The organism is Caenispirillum bisanense (assembly GCF_039523075.1).
GTDB classification, from domain to species: domain Bacteria; phylum Pseudomonadota; class Alphaproteobacteria; order Rhodospirillales; family Rhodospirillaceae; genus Caenispirillum; species Caenispirillum bisanense.
On record NZ_BAAAEP010000003.1, the window covers coordinates 91,296 to 116,892 of the forward strand.

At 62.8% G+C, this 25,597-nt stretch carries 12 protein-coding genes and 1 CRISPR repeat array; of the genes, 3 read left to right on the plus strand and 9 right to left on the minus strand.

Annotated features, from left to right (window positions below):
* Positions 1-42: 42 nt before the first annotated feature.
* The 3 genes from ABD056_RS03220 to ABD056_RS03230 are packed head-to-tail and all read right to left on the minus strand — an operon-like array spanning position 43 to position 4,256.
* A complete protein-coding gene (locus ABD056_RS03220; RefSeq protein WP_343864352.1) occupies positions 43-1,944 on the minus strand; it encodes a UvrD-helicase domain-containing protein in 1,902 nt (633 codons plus the stop codon).
* 2 nt (positions 1,945-1,946) lie between these two features.
* The gene (locus ABD056_RS03225) at positions 1,947-2,315 is read right to left on the minus strand and encodes a hypothetical protein (RefSeq protein ID WP_343864354.1); all 369 of its coding nucleotides are present in this window, start codon (positions 2,313-2,315) and stop codon (positions 1,947-1,949) included.
* 27 nt (positions 2,316-2,342) lie between these two features.
* Positions 2,343-4,256: an AAA family ATPase gene (locus ABD056_RS03230; protein ID WP_343864356.1), complete on the minus strand. Its 1,914-nt coding sequence runs from the start codon at positions 4,254-4,256 to the stop codon at positions 2,343-2,345.
* A gap of 298 nt (positions 4,257-4,554) precedes the next feature.
* On the opposite strand from ABD056_RS03230, the gene ABD056_RS03235 reads away from it, so the two are divergent.
* On the plus strand, positions 4,555-5,445 hold the full coding sequence (locus tag ABD056_RS03235) for a helix-turn-helix domain-containing protein (RefSeq protein WP_343864357.1): 891 nt from the start codon (positions 4,555-4,557) through the stop codon (positions 5,443-5,445).
* Positions 5,446-5,935: 490 nt separating this feature from the next.
* On the opposite strand, the gene ABD056_RS03240 is transcribed toward ABD056_RS03235, so the two are convergent.
* From ABD056_RS03240 to ABD056_RS03260, 5 genes are all read right to left on the minus strand, one after another.
* Entirely contained in the window at positions 5,936-7,465 is a 1,530-nt protein-coding gene (locus tag ABD056_RS03240; protein ID WP_343864358.1) for an LA2681 family HEPN domain-containing protein, read from the minus strand.
* A 164-nt stretch (positions 7,466-7,629) separates the two neighbouring features.
* Positions 7,630-8,727: a Wadjet anti-phage system protein JetD domain-containing protein gene (locus ABD056_RS03245; RefSeq protein ID WP_343864359.1), complete on the minus strand. Its 1,098-nt coding sequence runs from the start codon at positions 8,725-8,727 to the stop codon at positions 7,630-7,632.
* The gene (locus tag ABD056_RS03250) at positions 8,720-13,957 is read right to left on the minus strand and encodes a coiled-coil domain-containing protein (RefSeq protein WP_343864361.1); all 5,238 of its coding nucleotides are present in this window, start codon (positions 13,955-13,957) and stop codon (positions 8,720-8,722) included. Before ABD056_RS03250 ends, ABD056_RS03245 begins: the two co-directional genes overlap by 8 nt.
* A complete protein-coding gene (locus tag ABD056_RS03255; RefSeq protein WP_343864363.1) occupies positions 13,958-14,839 on the minus strand; it encodes a hypothetical protein in 882 nt (293 codons plus the stop codon).
* Positions 14,836-16,230 (minus strand): hypothetical protein, encoded by a 1,395-nt coding sequence (locus ABD056_RS03260; RefSeq protein WP_343864365.1) that lies wholly within the window; start codon positions 16,228-16,230, stop codon positions 14,836-14,838. Before ABD056_RS03260 ends, ABD056_RS03255 begins: the two co-directional genes overlap by 4 nt.
* Before the next feature lie 139 nt (positions 16,231-16,369).
* Here ABD056_RS03260 and ABD056_RS03265 point away from each other — a divergent pair, with 139 nt between their 5' ends.
* Both ABD056_RS03265 and ABD056_RS03270 read left to right on the plus strand, forming a co-directional pair.
* Positions 16,370-17,245: a WYL domain-containing protein gene (locus ABD056_RS03265; RefSeq protein ID WP_343864367.1), complete on the plus strand. Its 876-nt coding sequence runs from the start codon at positions 16,370-16,372 to the stop codon at positions 17,243-17,245.
* 69 nt (positions 17,246-17,314) lie between these two features.
* A complete protein-coding gene (locus ABD056_RS03270) occupies positions 17,315-18,460 on the plus strand; it encodes a DUF3800 domain-containing protein (RefSeq protein ID WP_343864369.1) in 1,146 nt (381 codons plus the stop codon).
* A gap of 108 nt (positions 18,461-18,568) precedes the next feature.
* Here the strand turns inward: ABD056_RS03270 and ABD056_RS03275 are convergent, their stop codons facing one another.
* Entirely contained in the window at positions 18,569-19,570 is a 1,002-nt protein-coding gene (locus ABD056_RS03275; protein ID WP_343864371.1) for a hypothetical protein, read from the minus strand.
* Between the two features lie 688 nt (positions 19,571-20,258).
* Positions 20,259-25,541: direct repeats of the CRISPR family, unit length 36 nt; unit sequence GCTTCAATGAGGCCCCGGCGGTTGGGCCGGGGAGGC.
* The last annotated feature ends 56 nt before the right edge of the window (positions 25,542-25,597 follow it).

A 25,597-nucleotide genomic window follows, 5' to 3' on the forward strand; every position in this document is an offset into this window, starting at 1 on the left:
TTGCCCAGGCTCGGTGCCTTGGGCTGCGCTGCAGCGTCAACGCTACTCGACGAGCTCGATCTCGTTGGGCTCGAACCAGCCCTTTAGGATCATGGCCTCGCGCACTAGCGCGGGGTTGGCTGTGTAATAGACGACTGCGAGGCTTTCCTTGGCGCGGCTACAGGTCACATAAAATAGCCGACGCGTCCGATCGACCGTCGTCTCCTTGCCGGCCGCTTCATTCTCAAGGTCGGTCTTGCTTTTCTCCTTCGCTCCGAAGAGTTTGTCGTAAGCGAACATGAATCCGCGCGCCTCCTCGTCGCTCACGATGACCATCACCCGAGGGAATTCCAGCCCCTTGACGCCCTGGTGCGTATCAAAGCGCGAGAGTCCGCGGACATAGCGGTCATACTTCTCTATTTGATCAAACGGCGCCTCGAGCGCCAGTCGCCACGCGCCAAGCTCGCTCTTGAGGTCGACCTCTTGTTCCTCAACAGTTTCCTCTCCCTTGGCATCGCCTTCGGACGCAGCTTCATCGTCTTCGGCGAAAGGCGCCAGCACGTCGGGGATCATGAAGAGATCAGTCTGGGCGACATAGCGCAGCACGGCGCCTGCCGTCGGCTTCTCATTGGCCGATACCAGCGCCAGGAGGCCGTCGCAGACCGCCTTGGCCTTACGCAGAACCTCGGCCTGCTTGTCGCCGGCCGCTTCGAGCATCTTACGTTCGAGCAGCGGCGAGGTGCGGCGCACGATCGCCGCCGCGGCAAATTGATCCGAGGTGCGCAAGGCCGTCACCAGCGGCAGGATCTCACGCGTGAACAACCCAAGGCCGGCGCCGGTCCCCTGGAGCAAGCCCGTCCGGATGCGCTCAACTGCATATAGCGGCTCGAAGAATGCCTCGAATCCGAAGCGACGGGCCGACATCAGATGCTCTAGCGCAAGCGTCTTGATCGCTTCGGAGCTTGCTGCCCAGTTCTGGTCGCCTGTAATCTCGCTCATCCTGGCGGCTATTGCGGCCTCGGCCGCAGCCTTGTCGGTGATCGCCTGCGGCACGATGAAAAGCCGGATAATGCCGGCGGCAGCGTCGCTGCGCGGTTGCTGTTCCTCACCATCCTCATCGCGACGGATATTGTTGATGAGCGTGATGACCCTGGTCGGGCAACGGTGGTTCATCCGTTTACGCGGCTTAGCCCAGACCTTGGGAATTGCATCCGCTAGGCGTTCTTTCCCATCGGCGTAGATGCGTTGCATTGTGTCCCCGAACAAGCCCAGGCAGAAGGTATCGCGGTATGATGCCTCCACGCCGAGCAGCGCATCCATGAGCCTGCGGTTCGTGTCCTGGCTTTCGTCGATGAGCAATATCGGGAAACTTGTGATTAGCAGGCGCCGCAGACCGGGCTTCGTACTCAGAAAATCGGCCGTCATCGCGATAACCTCAGCATGGCTGAGAGCATCGTGGGTCCGGTTGTCGCCGGTCGGGCTGTAGACGAAGCGCGTGATGGCATCGAGGCCCGCATGACGGCGGAGCTTGCTCTCGATCGAGCGAGCACGATCGGCCGCAGCCTTGGTGCCTGACCGCCCTTTGGCCTGGGCCTCCTCTAGCTCGGCGACATCTTGGAGCAACCTCACTGCGAGCCACTGCCGGATATCCGCATCGTAGCCAGCAATCAGCGACCAAGCGAAAGCATGAATGGTCGACACCTCGACGCGCGGTTCGAACTCGAGCCGCTGCTTGATCTCGTCACAGGCAGCATTGGTATAGGTGATAATGCCGATCTTCTGGCCGGTCAGCGTCAGTCGCTGCCCTTGCTCGCGGCAGACCGTCCTGATCGCTTCGACGAGCGACCGCGTCTTGCCCGATCCCGCACCCGCATAGAGGAAGAAACTTCTCGGCTTCTCCAGGTCGAGGCAGGCAAGGATTGTCTCGTCAGCCTCGGCGTCGAACTGGTCATCTGCGGCGCCCATGCTCAATCGTTCCCGGCCTGGGGTAGGATATCGACCTGCTTATTCTTTAACTGAGAGAGCAGCCATCCAAGCCCCTCGGCGATGTAGCGAGGCACAACAATGTCGCTGAACTTTTCAACTTCCATGACGCTGAGCGCAAACTCTGCCTTCTTGCCGTTCTTGAGGTCGAGATACATGCGCTTGCCGATCGTGGCTGCCCCCCCGCCGGCCGCAATCGCGTCTCGGAACTTGCGTACCAGCCCAGTACCGTCGAGCCCCGAGAAGAAGGCGAGGTTCTCGAAGACGAGCGCATCCTCGAACGTATAGGGATAGGCGATTTCCGGTACTGTGGCGCCCGGCGGCGTGACCTCCAGTGGTGTCTGATACGCCACGCGCACAGCAAACAGCGGATCGCCGTCCTAGTAAACCGTCTTAGCCGCAGTATCGGCGTCCATCAGGGCATCGACGTCCTCGAGCTCCGGCACCCAACTCTTCAGCGTCGCGTTGTTGGTCTTCTGACCGGCCCCTATGGCTGGTTGCACCGATGCGCCGCCGGTCTGGTCGAGTGTGTCTAGGTCGGTGATGATCAGCGTCAGCAGCCCGAGATGGTTGATCAGCGGCTTAAGCCGGTGCGCGTGGCTTCCCCCGATTTCGAGCAGCGTGATGTAGCACTGATTGAGTTCCTCGTAATGTGCGCGGATGAAATTGGGTACAAGCATGCGCTCGGCCGGCCCTTCGACAAGGATGGCGGCATCGGCGAAGAACAGATCAGCATGTTGCGCGCGCAGGTAGCGTGTGACGAACCGCTCAGTCTCGTTACCCGCACCGAACACTTCGGACAGGTTGATGACTGTTGAAACCGGCACTTTGGCCACCATGCCGGCGGGGAGCCGACGGAAATAGCGGAGACAAGAGAAGGGAGTCTCGTGCGTAACATGAGTCGAGTGGGTACTGACCACGAGTTGGGTGCGAAGCTTTGTGTTATCGCCCAGGCTCTCGTGGGCGCGGAGCACGGAGTAGGCCTTCTTGATGAAGACCTGCTGCACCTGCGCGTGGAGATGAGCCTCCGGCTCCTCGACGAGCACCAGATGAAGCGGCTCAATGCTGGTGATCGTCGCGCCTTTTGAGGCTTTGCCCACGCGCATCCATGCATCTCGGAAGCTCATCAGCCGGAAAATCATCGAGATAAGGTTCTGATAGCCGAGGCCATTGTTAGCCTCGGGTAATCTGAGCAGCGGCATCGTCGCGCCATCTTCCACGATCACATCAACTTCAAAGCTGATGGCCGCACTGTGGTTGAGGCCGTCGATCGCCTTCAGACGAGTCGATACGCGCGGACGTGGATCGGTCACGCCGGGATAACCCATCCCCTCGACCTCGGTGAAAGCGGCCTTGAAGCTCTCGGTCAGCCGCTTGTCGAAGGCGTCCTGGGCGGCTTCGATCGCTTGGAGCGCCCCCAGATCCTTGGGATCGGGGCCCTTAGTTGGGTCGAGGTGCTTGGCATAATAGCTTCTCAGTTGGTCGGACAGCCGGCCGCCCGCCGCTGCTACAGGGGCGTCTTCGTCCTGGGCTGGCTGCTCCTCCCCGAACCCGCGCTGCGCGGGGATATCGTGCACGCGGATCAGGCTACTCAATGGATCGCCATCGATCGGTAGCGAGGTCGCTGGCAGCATCTGCGGCCGCGCCTGAGATTTGGCGGGTAGGGCAAGCCGGGCAGGGTCCAGTGAGTAGGCGCGAACCGTAAAATGTGTGGCAAGCCGCTTGCTGAGAAAGTCGATAAGATTACTGGGCCATATCGTCAGCTTGGGCGGTTCAGGCGGCGGATCCGCGTCGGGATGTTGCAGCGCCACAGCCGCGATCGCAGCTGCTTTCATAGCCTCGGCGTCGGCCACAGCCCCCAGAAAATCTTTATATAGGAGGTCGAGGTCCTTGGGCTCATATCGCAACCGAACACCGAGCTTGCCACCTTCCCAGTCCAGCGTGGGGATCAGGTCGCGGACATGATGCATCTCGCCGCTGTCCACATGCAGCCACAGGTCGAGTGTCGGCAGGACGTTGATCCAAGGCTCAACGACGAGATCGACCGTTTCCTGGGTGTCGCGCGAGGCAATCCAGCTCTCGCCGAGGGAGATAATCGTCGGCCAGTGACACAAGGTGAAATCGTGCATCTCGAAAGGGCAGCGGCGATGGGAGAGAAAGCGGCGCAGCGCGAGCATCGCAGATGTTTTGCCACTGTTGTTGGCCCCTACGAACAACGTCGTAGTGGTCGAGAGATCGACACGTGTTGAAAGTAGTTTCCTGAAATTTGTGATCTCAATAAACTCGATATGCATTCATCATCCCCCACCCCGCGTCTTGTACCTGGCGCGCGCGACCGCAGACATTTCGCACGCCCACTTAGAAATTGTATGCGCAGGCACTGGACCCTTTGCGCGCCTGTAGCAACAACAGACGCTATACTGATGTTAGAGCCTAAAGCGGCCGATTTTCAAACGCCCTATTGCCGCGAACCTTCATCTGGACGGATTTCCATGGCAGACCCCGCTTATTCGATGGAGAAGTCCGCCCTTTGGTGTCTGTCCGGTTCTGCTATCATGACTCATCTTTTGGCGGCTTGGCTACGGGCGGATCATGGAAGCGCTGTTGAGCGTTCTTGGAAATTTCTTCACCATTCTCGGCGGTGTGACAAAACTCTTCGGGCGAGGCCAGCTTGCTGTTCAGAGTCCGGAGACCACCGCGCGCATTCTTGATGAGCCTCTCGCCGTACGGCCCGTATCACATGCCTCCGAGGTTGCTCAGCGTTTGTCTCAATTAATTGAGTTGCTTAAGCAATGCTATAGCGATCTCACCCTAGCTGAGCTTGCCGAGTATTTAGGACATGACGATGTTGGTGTCTTAGAGGGATTGCTTAGGGGGGACTCGCCGCCAAAGCTGTCGATTCTGGAGGGCGTCGCGAAGCAGCTAGGGGCGAGTCCAGACTGGCTCAAAGCCGGTAAATATACGCCATTTTCGAATCATGCTCCGGCCGAGCATGACCCTAGGAACTATGTTCAGCATATTCAGGCCGCAGAGCCGCTTTCGGTCTACCTGATCCGATCTAAATGCGAAACAGGCCATGTTCTAATCGCCTTCAAATTGAGCAGGTACAATTTTAAGGTGTTTCGCACTATCCTTCATATTAGCCGCCACGTTGGTGCCACCGGGCAGCGTCAACTGTATGAGTTTTACGAATTTATTCGAGAGCTTCGGGATAAATATAGCTACGGGCGGGATTTGGGGACGCAGGTATACGGCCGCACGCTATCGGATGCCAAATTCCGGTCACTTGTAGACGGAACTGTCTTCCCTGGCACGGTTATCGAAAAGCAGTCGTTCAACTGTAGCTGGTGGGATGATTTGACCGACATTAACTATGGATACGCAATTGCTCGGGACGGGTACGCGGGCTATGGGCATCCGTTTATGGAGGCACAATCCGTGATTCGGGATCAGATCAGATGCAGGGGGGGCATAGCTGAGTGACGCTTAACCGAGCGGGGAATAGCGGCAACTAGAGAATGTGCGGGCGGAACACGACGATGAGCAGTCCGATACCTCCCATAACAAAGCCCCAGGCGGTCCAAGGTTTCCGCCGCCCATACCTCACGGTCCTGCGGGGCAGGGGGAACGATTGCCTCTCACATTCCGCCGCTGAGGACACTCGTTCCGTTCGGGCTTGTTCAGGCCGGGCTCCCGGAGGCGGTTGCCTTCACCGCCGCGCAGGACAATAGGGCAGGCATACCTGCCCTGAGGCTGAAACAACCAGAACTTTTGTCCCTCGGGTGGTCCAAGGTTGGGAAGCGGATCAAAACCTCGGAATGCTCTACTTGTTATGACGGCTAAATGAGCAGTGGAAAGCAGGTCCCCCACCAAAGCGCTTGAGGGCCCGGCCGCGGCACATTAACGAGGGGCTGCTACCCGATTTATGAATGTGAAACCCGCCATTCCGCCTCTGACTCCGCAAGGCCATCGGCTAGAGCGGGTCACGGCGCTTGCGCTTTTCCTGCAACCTGAAGACGGGCATCGCGCCGACCAACTGACCTGGGTTGGCACGTTCATTTTCTAATTCTTCATGGCCAATAGCGAACGACGCGTAGAACAGCGCCGAGCGCGCCATCTGCATGACCCGGATCGCTTTCGCCTCGAGTTCGTCGCTGCCAATCACAATGCCGAACCCACTGCTGCCGGGGGCCGCGATCGCGAGCGGTTTTGCCCAGCCTTCATTCACACGTAAATATGTGTGCTCGAGCGCGTTGCGGATAGCGTGCAGTTCGCGCGCATCGGCCGCCGTCGTCTGTTTGAGTTGGTTGTCGAACAGCTCCTTCGAAAGCCAGTAGAGCCCGCGTAGCGGCCAATTGCTTCTGCTCTCGAACTGCGGAAGCAACCGCTGCTTGTTCTCCACCATCCAGACGTTCTTGAAGCTGATCCGCTCAGGGACCTTCCCAAGTTTCCAATAATGATTGACGAGAAAGGCGACCTTGTCGAGGAGTGAATAGGCGACACGATAAGCGGTGCGGATGCGCTCACTCGCAAGGGAGTAAAGTGGATAGTCGAGCGTATCGGTCAGGGCGACGCCGCGATCAGAGAAATGGACCCGCGTACTGCTCATACCCTCGAACAGCATAAAGCGAGCCGAGGCATATTCTTGCTTCATCTGGTTGAAGAAGCCGAAGATCGGCGGGGGCAGATAGCCATTGGGCCGCTCGTCCATCCCCTCCGTAATCGGTGGCAACACCAAGTTGTCGATCGCGGCCGCCGGATGCGGTCCAAGATCGTTCAGCGGGCAGAGGAACAGCCGGTGCTCGAGGCACCAGAGGCGATAAGCTCGGTCGATCTTGGTGCGCCCCATGTAGCCTACGCCGAGTTGCTGCGCCTCACGCGCTGCGACGACATCGAGCGCCCCCGCTAGGCCGCGCTCCATCTCGGCGAATCTGAGAAACACCTCGGTCGGATCTACCGATTCATAGACGGCATCGGGCGCCATCGCCGCGTGCAGGCTGTCATGGGCATGAAGCGCGAGGATGGCGCGCTCGCGATTGTCCCGCACCATGCCCGCATAATGCCTGAGTCCTGCACCGCGATTGCCGAGCGCCATTGCGAAGTTCGGAATGATCTTGAGCGCGGCGCCCCAGCCGGCGATCGCATCGATGGACCGGCCGACCGTGTTGAGCAGGTTTGCGTGGTTGGTGAGAATCTGACAACGCCGCACCTTGTCTAGGCTCTTGAATCCGGGGTGATTGGCGGCGCGCGACAGGGCGAGCATTTCCTCCTGAAGTTCGGGCGCCTCCCACGACCAGGACTGACGGATATTCGCGATATGAGCCTGGGCCGACCATGCATTTGCCCGGAAATACTCACAAAGCGCGCCCTGCTCGTCGGTAAGCGACCGATTGGCGAGGTCGTCGAGCAGGAAGAGTGCACGCTTCACGCCTCGCTCGAACGATGCGTCGAACGCGTCGTCGATCAACTGACCGATATGGGCGAACGCCTCGTCAATGGTCATTTTGATGATGCTGTGGTCGCAGCGTTTGCTGAGTTCTTCCAGGTTTGCTTGCCGTGACTTCATTTGCCGACCAGAAAAAAATCGTGAGGCCTAATTTCTTGAATACCCAGCTTGTAGGTGGGCTGGCTCGCCGCCGAGACGAGATGCACTCGGCGCTATGGTAGCTAGGGAATCACGTCGTAGGCGGCAGCTTCCGAGCATCGAGTTCCTGGTGTCCCCGCGCCAGGAGCAGCAATGCGGTACTCCTCTCCAAGCTGCACCCAGTCGGGCAGCGGCCACACAGCCTCCTGGTCGACCGCACGGTACCGGCAGCGTTCAGCCAAATGCCGCACCTCGGGCAACTCTCCGCGGGGCGCACGCTGGTTAGGCTTTCCGGCCCCAAACAGCTTGGAATAGGGATGGGAGGTGCGCCGGTCGTCCAGCATTTTCTCCATGGTCGCGTAGACTGCTGGCAGCCTTAGCCCCGGAATGGCTTCGCGTAACGCCTCAAAGATGCGCAGCCCTTCGAGATCTAAATCCCCCCAGAAGAAGGATGGCCGCTCGGCCAAGACCGATGGCAGATCGACGCGGTCACCAGCGGCGGGGCAGGCAATTACCTGGCCAGCCGCAAGGCGGCGCCCAAGGTTCTCGATGCTGAGTCCATAGCCGAAGGCGCAGACCACCAGGCGACGCTGGCAGAAGCCGCTGGCCAGCAGGGCGCCGAAGCAGCTCGGGTTTTCGACCAGTAGCACCGATTCCGGGTTAGCCGGGCCGGCGGTCACAGCGAACAACGGCCTTTGAACCAGGCCGCCATGACTCGCCACCACCGCCTGGGTCAGGCCCAGGGCATCGAGTGCCTTAGATGAGCCCATTAGGTTGACTGCCGACAGCACATAGTGGTCGGCATCCCTGACTGGCTGCAGTGTACCGGCGGCCGCCTCGGCCAGCACCGCCTGATCTTCGCTCGGCAATTCCCACACCGTTGCCGGCGGACTGTGAAGCAGGGGCGCGCGGTCCTCGGGTGCCTCGGCCACTCGGCGCCGCCACTCGACCAGGTCCGGCCGCACGACCTCCTCGAGCGGGATGCGCCACCGCAGGGTGGCGACGACATCGCCATCCTGCGTGACGCCCTGAAGCTCTGTAGCTAGCATCCTCAAGCCATCGCGCACTGCTAAGCGGCTGATGTCGGCTTCAGTGGCGATCTTCTCTACAGCCGTCCTGGGCCGCAGGCCACCTTTGCGCAACAGTTTCTCAAGGGCCTGGCGCACCCGCTGTTCAGACATTCGGTTGGTCCTCGGGCAGCTTGTCGACATGCAGCTCAATAACGTCGACCGCTCCTTCGCCGAGTGTTAGAACGTCGTCATCGATCGCTTGATGCTGGTCGTCGACGACAACAAACCCCTCGCCGTCGCCGATCCGGCGGAGGCCAAGGTGCTCGGGGAAGATCTGGGGGTCGTTCTCATAAGCTTCGTTGTGGATCCACCCGATAAGCTGGAACTTTCCCTTGAGCGTACGGAGGGCGTCGAGCGACTCCCGGATCAGCTTCCGATTGCTGACGTTCGAGAACAACCCGTCGATCATCACCACTCGGGTCTGATGCGTAGAGCCACGGCGCTTGCCTGCCGAAGCTAAGCTGTCCCGCTCATCGCGGTGAATGGCGAAGTCGGCCATCTTGGTCATCAACAGCAAGGCTAGGGCGTTCGCCTGGCCGGTCGAAATCTTCTTAGTCAGCTGCATGCGCTCGCCGCGGCCGATGCGCGGGTGGCGCAGATAGACGCGCGGACCGCCGTACTCGCGGCCTTCGGCGTCCTTCTTGCCGGAGAAGACGGCCCGGTAGAAGGAACGACGGATCTCCTCCTTGAGGCGCTTCTCGAAATCCGATTGGCTTATAGCCTCCCCGGCTTCTTCATCGGCAGCACGACTTGCTTCGTGCCGCTTAATCATGGCTATGACCCGATCGACCGCATGTCGGAGGCCGTCGCGACCAAGCACGGCGGCTTCAATCTCGAACCCCGCCTCGCTACCGTCGTTAGACGGCTTGAGGCACGATTTAAGCAACTTGAAGTGATCCTCGACCTGGAAGGTAAAGGCTTCGAGGCTCTCCGAAAGCTTCTGACGCTCGTTGTCGATGTCCTCCTTGGCTTGCGTCCAGACGCGCTCCTGGTCGCCGACATGCTTTTCAAAGGCGCTAAACAGCTGCTCGATGCGGCTGGTCCGGTCGGCGGCCAGCGCCTCGTCCAGTAGCGAGCGGTCGGTGTGGCTGAGGGTCAATGCCTTGTCGTCACGCAGGGCCTCGACCGCCTGCATGTAGGCCTTCCAATAACGATCTTTGGCCCCGCTGGATGCCTTAATGCTTGGCGTTAGTCGATCGAGCTGGAAGTCATCAAGGTCAGCAACCACCTCCTCGAGCTCATCGAGGAGATGCTCGTCCAATTCGTCGCCGAGCCCTAAGCGCACCCGTTCGGCCGAGGCCATCGCCCTGGCCAACAGCTCCGATGGTTTTCCAGTGGCGGACAGCGCGATTTCGACAGCGGAAGCCGCCAAGCGAGCCTGCCGCCGCCGTTCCAGCAGCGCATGCACCACGGTGTCGAGACGCTTCATCCGCTCTCGGGCTATCTTGAGCTGCGGCTTGAGGTCCGCTATCCGGCCCTCGACCTCAACCTTGCGTTCCTGAGCGGCGTTAATCTCCGCGTCGAGGCGGCCATGCTGGTCCTGCAAGCCGCTGACAGTGCGACCCTCGCGTTCTGCGACAAGGCCGGAGATCGCCAGTTCCAACCGGAACGACGCGCGGGCGTCGCAGCGACGCTCCTCCGCTTGCAGCTCGTCAAGCTTGGAGAGATAGTCTCGTTCGAACGCCGGCCCATCAGCATCGAGATAGCCCTGCGCCCGCTCCACAAGCGGCCTTTGTCCTGCTAGAGCAACCTCGGCTTTTGACAGCTCTTCCCGACACGCCGACGCCGCCTGTTCAGCGTCAGCGACGGCCGTCATTCCCTCTTCGTGGGCGGCCTCTGCTTCGTCAAGCGCTTGCTTCAGATCGTTGATCCGGCTGCGCAGCAACGCCAGTGTGTCGCGCCCACCTGCTCGGGCGAATTGCTCGGCAGCCTGAATGTCCGGAATCCGCGCCGCACGCTCTTCAAGGCGCGGCAGGTCGTTCTCGATCATCGCCAGGTCCTCGCGGGCCTTACGCAGTCCCGCTTCAACGGCAATAAGACGAGCCGCGCCACCAGAAGTAAGGAAGCTCACCGCCTGCCTGATCAGCGTCAAAGATGACGGGGAGGCCCGCGCCACCGCCGCCGGTCGCTCGGCTTCTAATTCCGCCTGTTCACTGGCAAGGTCGGATAGCTGCTCCTGTTCTGCCGCAAGGCGCTCCTCGCCTCCTTCGCCCAAATACCGTTCGGCCTCACGCAGGCGCTGCACGCTGTCTTCGGTGATGAGCGCGGCTAACTCGGCTTCGCGCGCAGTCGCCTCGGCGGCGTCGCCACGCAGCGCGTCAAGCTTTGCAACAAGCCCCCGCTCGTCGGCGGCGCAGGCGTCACGCACCAGCTGGCTCGCCGACGAAGCTTCATCCAACTCGTCGCGTTCCGCGGTTAGAGCCTCGACGGCCTCTTCGGCCTTGCGCAGGTTGGCCGCGATCTCCGCCCGGGTGCGTTCGACCTGATGCGGATCGATAAGGCCTTGGACCTGCAGGGTTGCGCCGCCGGCAAAGGTCCCGGTAGCTAGGCCGTCGCGTAGATCGACGTCCGGGTGCCGACAGAATTTGCGCAGTCCATCGAGCCAGAAGATAGGCGACTCAATCTCCGCCGCGTCCAGCGCCGCTAGCATGTGTCGCGCGTCGTCGATCGTCTCGGCTACCGGCGCATGCAGGACATGCGAGAAATGCGTCAGGACGGTGGCGCGATGCTCCTCTCCAGCGAGTTCCTCTTCGATGACCTGATGGACCCGGCGGGGGGAGCCACCGACTACCTCAAGGACTTCCGAGGCAATCCGGCCAGCCGCCGTCGCCGATTTCTTGAGATCCTCAAGCTGTCTCGCAAGCCGCTCGGCCCTCTTCTGCTGGTTGTCGAGGTTACCAATCACATGGGTCAGCCGCTCAGTCCGTTTCTGCCGCTGGGCTGCCGGCGATGAGGCATCCGGGAACGCTGCGCGGAAGCTTGCGATTACCGTCGCGTCGGCTTCGGCGGACGCCAGCTTCGTTGCGACCTCTTGGGCAGAGGCAGCGGCAACCATTTGCTCTTCTCGAAAGGCCGCTTCGAGGCCAGGCACGGGCCGCCCAGCAGCGACGCTCTCCGCGTACTGCAAGGCAGCCGCGCCGGCCATCAGGCTCTCGACTAGACGCGTCTGCCGGGTGAGGTCACTAGGCAGCTCCTGGAGACGGCGCTCCACTTCAGCCAGCCGCTGACTGACCTTGGCCTCCAGTCCATCGGGTTCCTCATTAGGGAAGACCGTCCGAAACTGCTCATTGTCTCCGGCAAGCGTTGTGAGCGTTGTCTGCTCGCTGCCCAGGCTGTCGATGCTGACCTGCAGCTTGGCCCGCTGTTCGATGGCGTCGTCACGCTGCTGCCGAACGATGACCGATAGGCCAACGGGGTTCTCGCCGGGAAAATGCTGCTCAAAGCGCTCGACCGGCTCGAGCAGCAGTTCAATGCGGTGACGCTCCTTGGTCTTCTCTTCAGATGCCGACCTGGCTTTGCCGACGGCCGCCTTCAACTCCTGTTCATGGCGCTTGGCAGCTTCATGGGCCAAATTTGCCGCTCTATGGGCGACCGTCCGCGCGTGACAATCCGCTTCCAGCTGCGCGAGGACCCCTTTGGGCGAGAGATCGCCATGGAGTTCGACAAAGCTTGCATGGGCGTCGCGGGCACCCTGCAAGGCAATGCGCCGCTGGACATGCAGTTCACGGGCCTGGCGCGCCGCACCTCTGGCGGCACCGACCGTCGGTGCGACCGCCTCCAGGTCCGCGAGTTCGGTCGAGGTGAACACCCCACTGTCGCGCAATGACTTGAGTTCAAAGGCATCGGCCTGCAGGGACTGGATGTTCTTGAACAACTCGGCTTGCTGACGGCGTAGCGCGTCGCACTGCTCGTCCAAGCTGGCAATCTCGCCCGTATGGGCTTTTTGCTCGGACTCCATGCTGGCGACCAGCTGACGGAACGGGTTGGTGTCGCCGGCGTCGGCGCGGTACTCAAACCCATAGTTCAGGGCGCGCAGGGCGCTTTCCCTATCCCAGCCTGCAGCAAAAGTGGGGCGTCGCTGCACCAGGGTGACTGCCTGAGTAAGGGCATAACCCCGGCCAGCCGCGCCGCGGCCACGGTTGTCGGTGAGATTATCACAAGGTATCGCAATGACTTCTTTCCGGGAGAGCGCTCGACCTGCGAATCCGTGTCGCTCGGCGTCCTGGTTGATCTCCCGAGATTCGCAAGCCGCCAGTTCGGCCAAGAGTGCATCCGGCACCAGCCATTCGCCGCCCTGCTTCACCAAGCCATTGGCAACCTGGCGGACCTGTTCATTGCGCTCATTGAGCACCGGCGGTACGCCCGGCAACGGCCGTTGCTCGACCACGTCGAGCACGAAGGCCACCTCGCCGCCGAGATCATTGACCAAACGGTCGAGCCGCGCCCGTTCATCAAGAAATGCCTTAAGCTTCGCGCGCACCTTCTCGAGCTCACTAAAGGTTCGCTTGTCCTTCTCAAGGGACTGCCCAAGCCGTTCATTTTTTAGTTCAGCTCGAATCAGCGGGCTGGCGCTATTGAGAATGGTGTCCTCGAAACGCGTTTCGTCGTCCTTGCCGAAGCCGCGCATAGCGTTGGCCAACACCTCGGGGGCAATATGCTCGTAGAAGAAGGCCGCGTCATAGGCATCGACCTGGCCATCCGACCGCCGCGTCTTCACCCGGAAAAACTCCTCGGCCGAGTCCCCCCCGCCCGCCTTCTGATAGGCGACCAGTTGGGCCAGCATCGCTAGGTCGAAATGCTTGGCAACCAGCTCAAGCGAACCCTCCCTGGTGAGGTTCGGGTGAGCATCGCGCTGCGCCTTCAGACGGTCGCGAAACTGCTGGTTTGAGATGACGCGAACCTTGGTACCAGTGCGCTCGACGCAGGGGCAATCCTCGAAATTGCCCTGGTAGTAATAGAAGGTCAGCTCACTGTCGGCGTTGCCGTAGATGCCGAACACGTATGGCTCGCCGGGCACTTCGACGCCCATGTGACCGAGAAGACCACCGACCGGCTGGTCGCGATACAGCAGCTCGACACGGATATGCGTGTAGACGCCCTTGCGTCGTGGGGCACAGACCGCCTTGGTGGTCTGGGCGAAGCCCTGGTCGCGGGTCAGCATGCAGTAAATCGCACGGTTCAGTGTGCTCTTGCCCATGCCATTGGTCGCGACGATGGCCGCCGACTGGCCCCTCAGATGGAGCAGTAGGTGCGGATAGTGTGTCTGCCACTGCGCCTTCCGCGGCTCGACGTTGTCAAGATTGAGGAAATTGGCGATCTCAAAGCGATTGATGACGGACATCTATTCCACCTCCTCGACCTCGTCTTCGGCCAAGTCACCCGCATCGCGCGGCTGGTCGTTTTCTTCCCGCGCGAATTGGCGATCTTCCGGCGCCTCGCTGGCGCCACCGATCGCTTCGACCTGCTCAATGGTATCCTCGACCAGGAGATGCGGGGCATAGCGGCGGAAATTCTCGGCGATCTCCAAGGCACTCCACAGAGTCTGGCGGTAAGCCACATGCGGCAGGCCGCCGACACTGACGCTGACGTCCTTGATCTCTTCCAGGATGCCGACGCGCTTCATCGCGCCTAGAAACGCCTCAACCCGCTTGTCGAGCTGGCGGTCGGTGAGCCCGACGATGGCCGAGCGGATCGCGGTACGCCTGCTATCTGAGCCATCGTCACGCTCTGCATTGAGGGCATCAATGCGCCGCCGCGCCTCGGAGAGGAACTCCTCCTCATCGACCGATGAGTCTTTGAAACTGCTGACCGCCTCAATCGGCCGCTCGTCGCGGGTGTAGAGGAAGTAGAGCAAGATCAGCATGAAGAATGTGGCACGGATGGCTACCTGCTCTGGCGTTTCGTCACGACGGCTGTCGGTCACCGCGCGCAGGATTTCGCCGCCCCGCAGATGTGCCGGAGGTGCGGTCGCCGGATTGCGGATGGCGGCGTAGGCCAGGCCGTCGCCAGCCAAGCCGAACTGCTGGATGTCGCGCACCACGAGACGCAGGCCCTGCGTCTCAAGAAAGTCCTCGAGATCGCCCAGGCGACCGCCCGCCGCAGTCAAGATACGAATGGCTTCGCGTTCGCTCTCCGACCGCCGACGGCCCGGCACTGCCTGACCATAGAGGATGCGGTTCTGGCGGAGCTCGTTGTAGACGAGCCCGATTTGCTGCGGGGTCATCGCATCTTCTCCTCAAGGCGCAGGCGGATGTCCGATGCGGTAAGCCGGTGGCCAGCATGGTCGACCGACTTGAAGCCGTCGCAGCGTTCGACGACGACGGATATTCTTTTCCCGAACGGTTCGGCCACCACGTATGTGCCGAACAGGCCGGCAACGTCGGATGGCGACTCGATCCCGAGTGCGCCGTCCTCCAGAAAATCGAAAAGGCTTTTTGGCCCTGTCTTCAGGGCGGCCAGCAGTTGGCGCCGATGGCGCATCAGCCAGCTCTGCATTTTGACGCTCACGCTCAGCGCGCCGAAATCGAACTCTGCACCTGCCGGCTCCTCAGGCTCCACGGCCTCAGGCAGGCAACCTTCAATGTCGAGGACTGACAGGTAATCGGCGTCGGAGCCCCAGCCGCCGAGACCCTCGAGCATCGACATCATGGTGTCTTCTGAGCATGGCGTGGCAAGAAAGGCATCAAGGGCGAAATCGAAACGCACGAGGCCGACACGGGGGCGCTGGTCCTGCTGGACGACGTCGAGCAGTTCGTCCCAACGTCGACGCAGGCTCTCGGTTGCGCGGTGGACACGTACCACATGCACGCGCAGCTCACTTAAGCTGATGCCGCGGGGGCCGGCGGCCATCAGCCAGGTCTCGTGACGGGTGGCCACGTCCTGGGTGCCGATGATCTCGAGCGCCTGGATGGCGGCCGAATGGCATCGGCCAATCATGCCGCTGAAGTGGGTGCGGTGCTCAAGGTATTGACGGACCAATTCGCGGAAGGACGGGCTCTCGAGGATCGACGTCAGGTGTTCGTTGAACAGCCGGATCGAGGTGATCACTTCGGCGGCGATGTCGGGAATACGGTCGAACAGCCCGCTGTGCAGGGCCGCGACAATTTTCTCGACCTCCTTGTCCTCGAACAGCCAATGCTCGCGATGACGCAGCACGCGGATCCACAGCCGCCCCGCCTCGCTCAGCTTCACACGGTCAAGGCGCGCGTGGTAGCGCACCAGCCGCGACCAGGTGCGCGTGCGATGGTCCTGCACCACGCCGTCGATGACCTGCTGGTAGCGGATCTCGCGGTCGACATCAAGGAAACGCACGCAGAACCGCAACTCGTCAAGATCGAGTCCAACAATGTGGTCCTTCAGGCCGTGTGCGACGACGGACAGGGGCACGAAACCGCTATCGCCCATCTCAAGTCGTTGTTCAAGGGCGGCCAGCAGATGTCCGGCAACAAGGGCGCGGCGGCCAGCATTCTCCTGCGTGGTCGGCGCTGCGATGGCCGGGGAGTCAGGATCGACCCGAGCACCTTGCAGATCAGCCAGCCGCGAGGCCAGCGCAGTAATCAGCACGTCAGGGGGGAGGCCCTGAGGATTGGCATCGAAGTAGGTCAGCGCCGTCACGATCTACCATCCGCCTGTTTCCTAGGTGCACACCACTATACACTCCAGGTAGGTCGCTTCAAGCGACGCATCGGAACAGCCGATGGTAAATCCTGATCAATGGCGTTATGGTCTACGGCGAAGACAGGAAGCCGCCGCCATGATGATCAAGTCACCGCTGACTGAACGCTCAAATCCGGTCGAACTGCCTGATCGGGTTGAGGCCAGCTGGTTTGCGCGTCAGCGCCTGCGTTTCATAGAGTCGCGGCTGTTCTGGTCGGGGCGTGTCAACCGAGCTGACTTGATGCGCCTGTTCGGCGTACACCAGTCGGTTGCCTCGAAGGACCTGACCGATTATCAGCTCCTCGCACCGAAGAACGCCGTCTACGACAAGAGTCAGAAGACCTACCGCGCCGGCAGCCATTTCGTGCCGGTTTTCGACACGCCGACACTAACCGACCTGTTCGGTCACGTGCTGCTCGGAGATGGATTTGCCGCCGGCCGGCCGCTATTCGACTCCGTGCCGCTGCCCCTGCGCCCAGGCGACCCGGTCATCGTGCGTAACGTCATCCAAGCCGTTGAAGACGGTTTGGCCATCCACATCCACTACCGCTCACTTAACAACCCGGACGGGGTGTGGCGTTGGATCGAGCCACACGCCATTATTTATGATGGCCAGCGTTGGCATGTTCGCGCCTGGTGCCGTCGCACCAGCGAGTACCGGGATTTCAACCTCGGTCGCATGGGTGCCGCCGAGGAGACCGGCGACGCAAAGACATCGCCCGACGATGACACCGCCTGGCACCGGGTTGTCGATGTCGCGCTCCGGCCCCATCCCTCCCTTTCTGCTGCACAAGCGGCCCTCGTCGCCCACGATTATGGCATGGAGGACGGGGAGCTCGCGCTGCCATGCCGCGAGGCGCTGCTTGGCTATCTGCTTGCAAATCTTGGCCTTGATCACGATCAAGGGCCACCGCGGCAGCTGCTGGCCCTGGCCGATCCCAATGTACGAGAAAAAGCATTTCCCAAGACATAGCCTCGGTCTGCTGAACCCTGCGCTCGGCCGCTAGGCAGGGAGAATCGCCCTAAAATCACAATAAAAGTCATGCCGAAGCTCACGAACAGCTATTTTCTCGACGAAAGCGGCTCCAGCGGCGACCTTGCGCGGCCGGGAGCTGCCTTCGACTTCAACGGCCAGGAAATCTTCACGTTGGCCTGCCTCGGAGTTGAGGACACGGCGGGCTTGGAGGAAGAGCTTGTTCGGCTTGCGGCCGAGCACCGGGTCCGCAAACAGAGCTTTAAGTCGTCGACGGCGTGGGACAAGCCGGAACTGGCTCTCGGACTCATCAACTACGTCCGCGACTCCGGCTTGTCGCTGATGTTGGAAGTGGTCGACAAGCGGTTCATGATTTCGACCAACTTAATCAACACGACCGCCTTCCCGGTAGTCGGGGATTGTGACTGCACCCCCGATGCCTTGGCAATACGGAACGTTCTTGCCGCGTACGTCCATGCCAACGCCCCATCGGCGGTGTTCGGGTCATTCCTCGCAGCGTGCGCGGATCCATCGGCGGAATGCATCATAGAGACCTATGGGGCACTGTTTAGCTGGCTGGCGAATGTTCGGGAGGAGGACGAGGTTGGAAAAGGCCTGCGCTACTGCGTCTCGGACAGTCATGAATTCTTCATGCAGCTTGGCCCTGAAAAGGAGGGCGTTCGCAGCCGGTTCTTGCCCTTGCCGGACCAGGGGAAGAAAGGACAGAAGGTATGGATGTTACCGAACCTGACGTCGCTGACCAACATCTACGCGCGGATAAACCTGCGGCATCGCGGGCGGATCGAGAGCATCACCTTGTTCCATGATCGTCAGGACCATTTTGACGATATTCTTCGAGAGGCAAAATCGACCGCCGAAGAGCTCGCGGCTATCGGACTAGGCCCAAGGCTACCCACTGCGGACTACCGTTTCACGGAGCAGGCCCAACTGAGGTTCATCCCCTCGGCAGACGCGCCAGGGATCCGGGCGGCAGACCTGCTCGCAGGATTCGCCATGAGATACGCCCGTAGCGTGCTCTACGGACGGAAGAGTTTGGACCCGGTGTATCACGAGGTCTTCGAGAAGGTCCTAGATCTGGACCGCCCGTCCGAGGGCTTGGGAACGAATCTGGTCCTCTCCCCGCTCGACAGGCTTAGGCTGTTGTCCCCCAGCGCTCCGTGGCGATGGGGTTCCTGGCGTTCGGACGAATGTTGAACGCAGCCTCTGCTAGTGCGACAAGCGCCGCCACAGACTCCCCTTCCTTGGGGCGACCGGCTGGTGGACTGGCACTCAAAAGTTCCGGAAGACGGCGAGAAGGCGGAGCTACCTCTCTCCCACGGCCGCTGCCCGCGCCTCTGCCACCTCATGCAGATTTCCCCAGGCGACGCCGAGAGTGGCGATCAGGCGGGCGCGAAATTCGAGTACAAGTTTTGGGAGCCGCAAATTGATCTTGTCCTCCCCGCTGTACCAGAGGCTCCGGTTCTTGAACTTAACCAAGTGCCCATCCACCCGATCAGGCATCAGCAGGAATTTCTCCACGATTGCTCCGTCACGAGAGGCCACGTACAGCTTTGGCACGTCGTCGAGGAAGCCATCGTGGATAACCATGTTGCGGACCAGTTCGACTTCGTCGATCAGTCCGCACGACTCGAACAGAGTTCCTACAGTTCCATTAACGGTCAATTTCTTGCGGGCGCCGAACAGGACCTTCGAGGACGAGAGCCTGGGATACACTGTGAAGTCGGTGGCGAGGTGCTCGATCTCGTGAAAGAGCTTCGTAAGATAGTCCAGGAGGCTGTGCATCCTGATGAAGATAAAGTTCATTGTACTGATCAGGCTCGTAACGCTCGCCGAAGAGGTCCAGCAGACGCCATCCTCAAGCTGGACGCCTGGCGGCGGCCAGTGGTTTTCCAAATTTAGATTCCTGTAGAATTCGCCGAGCATCCGGCCGATCTCCACGTCGCACAGCTGAATGGCGGACACGAGGCGAGCGACGTCGTTCAGATAAAGGAAGTGATTAAGATAAGGAAGTCGCACCAACTCGCTCAGTGCCCGCTCGAAGGCCTTGCAAGACATTTGGGACTCGGAGTTCAGTCCGCCCAAGTAGACGAGTTGGGGCATGGTCGGTAGAAGCTGGGTGTAGATGCTTTTGTCCCCGAACACCGCCCCGGGAAGCTCGTTGTGGATGCCCAAACAGGCTGCCTCGACGTCGTAGGCGAGATCGTCCTGGATCATGCACCAGCCGTGCAGGGAGACGTGCCAGAACGAAACCTCGCCGCCCTTCGGAGGCCGCTTGCTGGGAACGCCGTTCAGGTTCAGGATCAAGTTAGGGCCTCGCTCAAAGACGTAATGTTGTCTGATGCCGTACTGCGACAGGAGCGCCGCTTGGAAACTAATCGGGTCCGCTCCGTCCCTCGGCCCCGCAGTTCGTTCGCCGAACCGGGAGACCTGGCGAGTTTCAGCCGGCGGTCCTCGGCGATCATCACCGCGTACTTCGACAAGGACGCGGTCCCGTCCTCGGCGGCAAAATGTTGTTAGCCATCCACTTCGACGACGACACGAGCATTGCCCCGCAGCAGAAACAGGAAGTCCATCCGCTGACGTGGCAACCTCTTTTTCAGCGTGGCAAGTGTTGCGGGCTCGGACGTCGGGATTTATCAGAACCCAACTTTGCCACCTGCATACTGATGGGAGGACGCAAGTAAGGTACACGTGGCGGGCACGGCCGAAAAGCTGTCACGGCGGTAGGTCATGGGTCCGCAGGAGCCTATCATGGATGATCCGTCCTGCCGAACGTAGCCCCACTCGAGGGACGACGCTCTCGGAAGCTGCGAGGCGTGGCCGATGCGGGATGATACCCAGTGCGGCGGCCAGTTGCGTCGTTCAGGCCAATTATTGCTGCGGATCCATCAGTCGCGCCAGACTTATCAATGGGTTATGGGGGTGCCTGCGGCATGTTATGGTGCCCTTCATAACTGCCGGTATGCCGTGAACAGGTCCATCCGTTGATTTCGCTTCAATGAGGCCCCGGCGGTTGGGCCGGGGAGGCACCGGTAGCCGAGGCGGCGGAGTTCGGCGACCCAGCGCTCGCTTCAATGAGGCCCCGGCGGTTGGGCCGGGGAGGCCCAGGAAGACCCTAACGGTCCACTGCTTCTTGAAGCCGCTTCAATGAGGCCCCGGCGGTTGGGCCGGGGAGGCAGAACCGGCCGGTCGAGAGGTCGTGCGCCATCGTCATGCTTCAATGAGGCCCCGGCGGTTGGGCCGGGGAGGCCCGCCTCTTCGGCGGTGAGGCCCCGCTTCCGGCGGTTGATGCTTCAATGAGGCCCCGGCGGTTGGGCCGGGGAGGCACTTCCTGCGCGACGTGCTGTTCTCGGAGGACGGGTTGCTTCAATGAGGCCCCGGCGGTTGGGCCGGGGAGGCTCAAGGGGTGCTGCGCGGGGAGGGGGATCACCCACCCGCTTCAATGAGGCCCCGGCGGTTGGGCCGGGGAGGCCGCTCTATCGGAGCCATGAACACGGCGGCGTGCCGCTGCTTCAATGAGGCCCCGGCGGTTGGGCCGGGGAGGCTGCTCAAGACCATCATGCAGACCGCCTGGACCATCGCCCGCGCTTCAATGAGGCCCCGGCGGTTGGGCCGGGGAGGCGATGCAGCACAAAAACGTCTTTGGTGTGAATAGCATGCTTCAATGAGGCCCCGGCGGTTGGGCCGGGGAGGCAGTTACATCCGGCTACCCACGCAGGGGAAAAGAGGGGGGCTTCAATGAGGCCCCGGCGGTTGGGCCGGGGAGGCGACTTCAAGCTGGGCACCGCGAGCACCGACGTGTTCGCGCTTCAATGAGGCCCCGGCGGTTGGGCCGGGGAGGCCTGGTGGACGACTTTGTGAACTTCCGCGCTGCTCACGCGCCGCTTCAATGAGGCCCCGGCGGTTGGGCCGGGGAGGCGGTGCAGGGCCTCGGCGAGTGTTTCCGGGATCTGGACCGCGCTTCAATGAGGCCCCGGCGGTTGGGCCGGGGAGGCAACTCAGGAGGAGCGATGGCACCAACGTTAAGACCAAGGCTTCAATGAGGCCCCGGCGGTTGGGCCGGGGAGGCGTCGCGAGACATATTCACACCCTCCGTTGTGTCTGTGTGCTTCAATGAGGCCCCGGCGGTTGGGCCGGGGAGGCAGGCCGAAGGCTGGTACAACCGCAATCCCAAGTGGAAGCTTCAATGAGGCCCCGGCGGTTGGGCCGGGGAGGCGTCGCCCGAAGCGTCCGGTATTGCAGGCATCATTGAGCTTCAATGAGGCCCCGGCGGTTGGGCCGGGGAGGCCACATACAAACCAACACTGAGCGATCATGTGTATGAAGGCTTCAATGAGGCCCCGGCGGTTGGGCCGGGGAGGCCTCCTATGTGCAGCCGTGCACGTAACTGTGCGTCGGCTGGCTTCAATGAGGCCCCGGCGGTTGGGCCGGGGAGGCTCATGCGTCGTCTCCGTAGGCCTGCAGCGACAGGGTGCTTCAATGAGGCCCCGGCGGTTGGGCCGGGGAGGCGTTCGCCCACCGCGTCGCCGCGCCCGCCCTGTGACCAGCTTCAATGAGGCCCCGGCGGTTGGGCCGGGGAGGCCGGGGCGGACGAAGGGCCGTTCCCAGATGAACCACGCGCTTCAATGAGGCCCCGGCGGTTGGGCCGGGGAGGCCGCTGCAGGCGCTGCTGACGGCGAACCGCGGCGTGGCGCTTCAATGAGGCCCCGGCGGTTGGGCCGGGGAGGCGCCTCATGCGGAGAGGGGCGGCCGGTTGGCCGCCCCGGCTTCAATGAGGCCCCGGCGGTTGGGCCGGGGAGGCCGGTAGCGTTGGCGCTATGTCAACGTCGGCTCTATGTGCTTCAATGAGGCCCCGGCGGTTGGGCCGGGGAGGCCACGATTGACAGCAGCATGGATGTGGTGGCCTTCCATCGCTTCAATGAGGCCCCGGCGGTTGGGCCGGGGAGGCCCAGCTCGTCGCCGCCGCCCGTTCGCGGCGGATCGCGAAGCTTCAATGAGGCCCCGGCGGTTGGGCCGGGGAGGCGGACTTGGCCGACGAGATTGCCCGCGAGGCGGTTGAGCTTCAATGAGGCCCCGGCGGTTGGGCCGGGGAGGCACCGCTGATCCTTTCGCCGATGGGAATACGTTCGCCATGCTTCAATGAGGCCCCGGCGGTTGGGCCGGGGAGGCGGCGGCGTGCAGCAGGGCGACAGCCGGGTGACGATCAGGCTTCAATGACGCCCCGGCGGTTGGGCCGGGGAGGCGCGGTGAAGCGAGAGCCGCCGAGACAGCCACGATGATCGCGCTTCAATGAGGCCCCGGCGGTTGGGCCGGGGAGGCGCCAGGGCGAGCGGCGGATGGAGGTGGCGACGGAGCGGGAGCTTCAATGAGGCCCCGGCGGTTGGGCCGGGGAGGCCCATAAAGAGACATTGAGTTTCCGCGTGCGCTGGAGTGGCTTCAATGAGGCCCCGGCGGTTGGGCCGGGGAGGCGCCGTCACCCGCTCCCACCGCAGGGCGGCGTCGCGGCGGGCTTCAATGAGGCCCCGGCGGTTGGGCCGGGGAGGCACGACGAAGTGGAGGTCTGCGACGATGAAGGGTAACGTGCTTCAATGAGGCCCCGGCGGTTGGGCCGGGGAGGCGTGGCCGGAGCTTGACGACGCGGCCCGCCAGCGGGTGCGGGCTTCAATGAGGCCCCGGCGGTTGGGCCGGGGAGGCCAGCTAGCGGCGCGCCTGGGCCTGGCAGGTGTCGCAGCTTCAATGAGGCCCCGGCGGTTGGGCCGGGGAGGCCGGGCGCGCCGGTGCCGGCCGTCACGGTGCGGGTCGAGGCGCTTCAATGAGGCCCCGGCGGTTGGGCCGGGGAGGCGCTGGGACGCCAACCCGCTGGTGTGCGCCATCACCTTGCTTCAATGAGGCCCCGGCGGTTGGGCCGGGGAGGCCCGCGCGGCCGCACTCCCCCGCGACCGCGGCATCCGGCTTCAATGAGGCCCCGGCGGTTGGGCCGGGGAGGCAGCGCGACCGCCAGCCGAACAAGGGCTGGACCACGCCGCTTCAATGAGGCCCCGGCGGTTGGGCCGGGGAGGCGTGGTCATCAGATCTGCCCCTTGCCGACCGCCATGACGCTTCAATGAGGCCCCGGCGGTTGGGCCGGGGAGGCGCCGGCCCGTCCGACACTGCCGCGACTGACGCCTCGCGCGGCTTCAATGAGGCCCCGGCGGTTGGGCCGGGGAGGCACTCGGCCCATTCCAACCAGTGGTTTATGCCGTTCCGCTCGCTTCAATGAGGCCCCGGCGGTTGGGCCGGGGAGGCCCAGATGCCGGTTACGGACCGGCACGGCATTTACGCCTAGCTTCAATGAGGCCCCGGCGGTTGGGCCGGGGAGGCCGGCATCGGGTACAAGCCGGTAGATGGCTGTAGTCTGGCTTCAATGAGGCCCCGGCGGTTGGGCCGGGGAGGCCTCCCATGGGGGCGTCTCTGGTCCGCCGCTATGATCAGCTTCAATGAGGCCCCGGCGGTTGGGCCGGGGAGGCCGCGAATTCCATGTTTCATCTCCCTCCCCTCCCCGCCAAGGCTTCAATGAGGCCCCGGCGGTTGGGCCGGGGAGGCGGTGGAGGCCTGTGATACTCGTCATGGGACACTGGGCTTCAATGAGGCCCCGGCGGTTGGGCCGGGGAGGCACGGCGAAGGGGCGCAAGGAGATTGCCGCCCTCGCCTAGCTTCAATGAGGCCCCGGCGGTTGGGCCGGGGAGGCAAGCTGCTTAAGGGCGAGCGGTGGACCGAAGGGCAGTTGCTTCAATGAGGCCCCGGCGGTTGGGCCGGGGAGGCGTCGCGCTTGTCGCCCAGGGCGATCGTCCACGCGTTGTGCTTCAATGAGGCCCCGGCGGTTGGGCCGGGGAGGCGACCTGACCATCATCTACGGTGGCCGGGCGCTGTTTATCGCTTCAATGAGGCCCCGGCGGTTGGGCCGGGGAGGCTCGGCGGTGTACCTTCCACGACCACCCCTCGTTCACCGCGCTTCAATGAGGCCCCGGCGGTTGGGCCGGGGAGGCCTGGATGCCGGTGGGGTAGTCGGCCGTCTTCTGGCGGCTTCAATGAGGCCCCGGCGGTTGGGCCGGGGAGGCATCGCAACGGCACTGATCGAAGCCGCTAACCAGGAGGCTTCAATGAGGCCCCGGCGGTTGGGCCGGGGAGGCACCTTGGCTCCAGCGCCACCCGCTACGCCGTGGCGGGTGCTTCAATGAGGCCCCGGCGGTTGGGCCGGGGAGGCGAGTTGCCCGGCCGCAGCACCGGCATCCTGTTCCGCTCGCTTCAATGAGGCCCCGGCGGTTGGGCCGGGGAGGCGCGTGCGCAGGCCGTAGGTCGTGTCCTGGGTTCTGTAGCTTCAATGAGGCCCCGGCGGTTGGGCCGGGGAGGCCGCCGATATGGTGTGTAACATTCGAAACAATCACGCGGCTTCAATGAGGCCCCGGCGGTTGGGCCGGGGAGGCTTCCGAGGTGTACCAGTACGCGGACGGCGAGATTGACAGCTTCAATGAGGCCCCGGCGGTTGGGCCGGGGAGGCGGGTGCGGAATTCCACCATTAACCCATTGATATCGCGGCTTCAATGAGGCCCCGGCGGTTGGGCCGGGGAGGCAACGCGACCACCAAGGAGCTGTACCCGGACGCCTACGGGCTTCAATGAGGCCCCGGCGGTTGGGCCGGGGAGGCCGGGTGGGGCGCATACGCCGCGACCCCGGGCAACTTGCTTCAATGAGGCCCCGGCGGTTGGGCCGGGGAGGCTTGAGTACAAGATGAAGAAGGGTCGTTATGTCGCTGAAGCTTCAATGAGGCCCCGGCGGTTGGGCCGGGGAGGCCCGACGAGGTCTTCGCCCTGCACCTGCGCATCCTCGAGGCTTCAATGAGGCCCCGGCGGTTGGGCCGGGGAGGCGCCATCGGCTGGGAGACGGGGCTCGCCCAAATCACCCTGCTTCAATGAGGCCCCGGCGGTTGGGCCGGGGAGGCGCCGCTCGCAGACGCGGAGGTGGAGGCCGGGCTTAGCGGCTTCAATGAGGCCCCGGCGGTTGGGCCGGGGAGGCCCCTAAGATCGGCGAGATCAGCAGCGGCACGCTGCGTACCGCTTCAATGAGGCCCCGGCGGTTGGGCCGGGGAGGCCAGCTCGACAGCATCCCCAACCGCCACGACGACCTCGCGTCAATGAGGCCCCGGCGGTTGGGCCGGGGAGGCCATCGCTGAGGTGGCGGCGAAGGATGAGTTCCTGTCGCTGCTTCAATGAGGCCCCGGCGGTTGGGCCGGGGAGGCGCAGGCGTCGCGCACGCCAGTTGCGGGATGCAGCCGCCGCTTCAATGAGGCCCCGG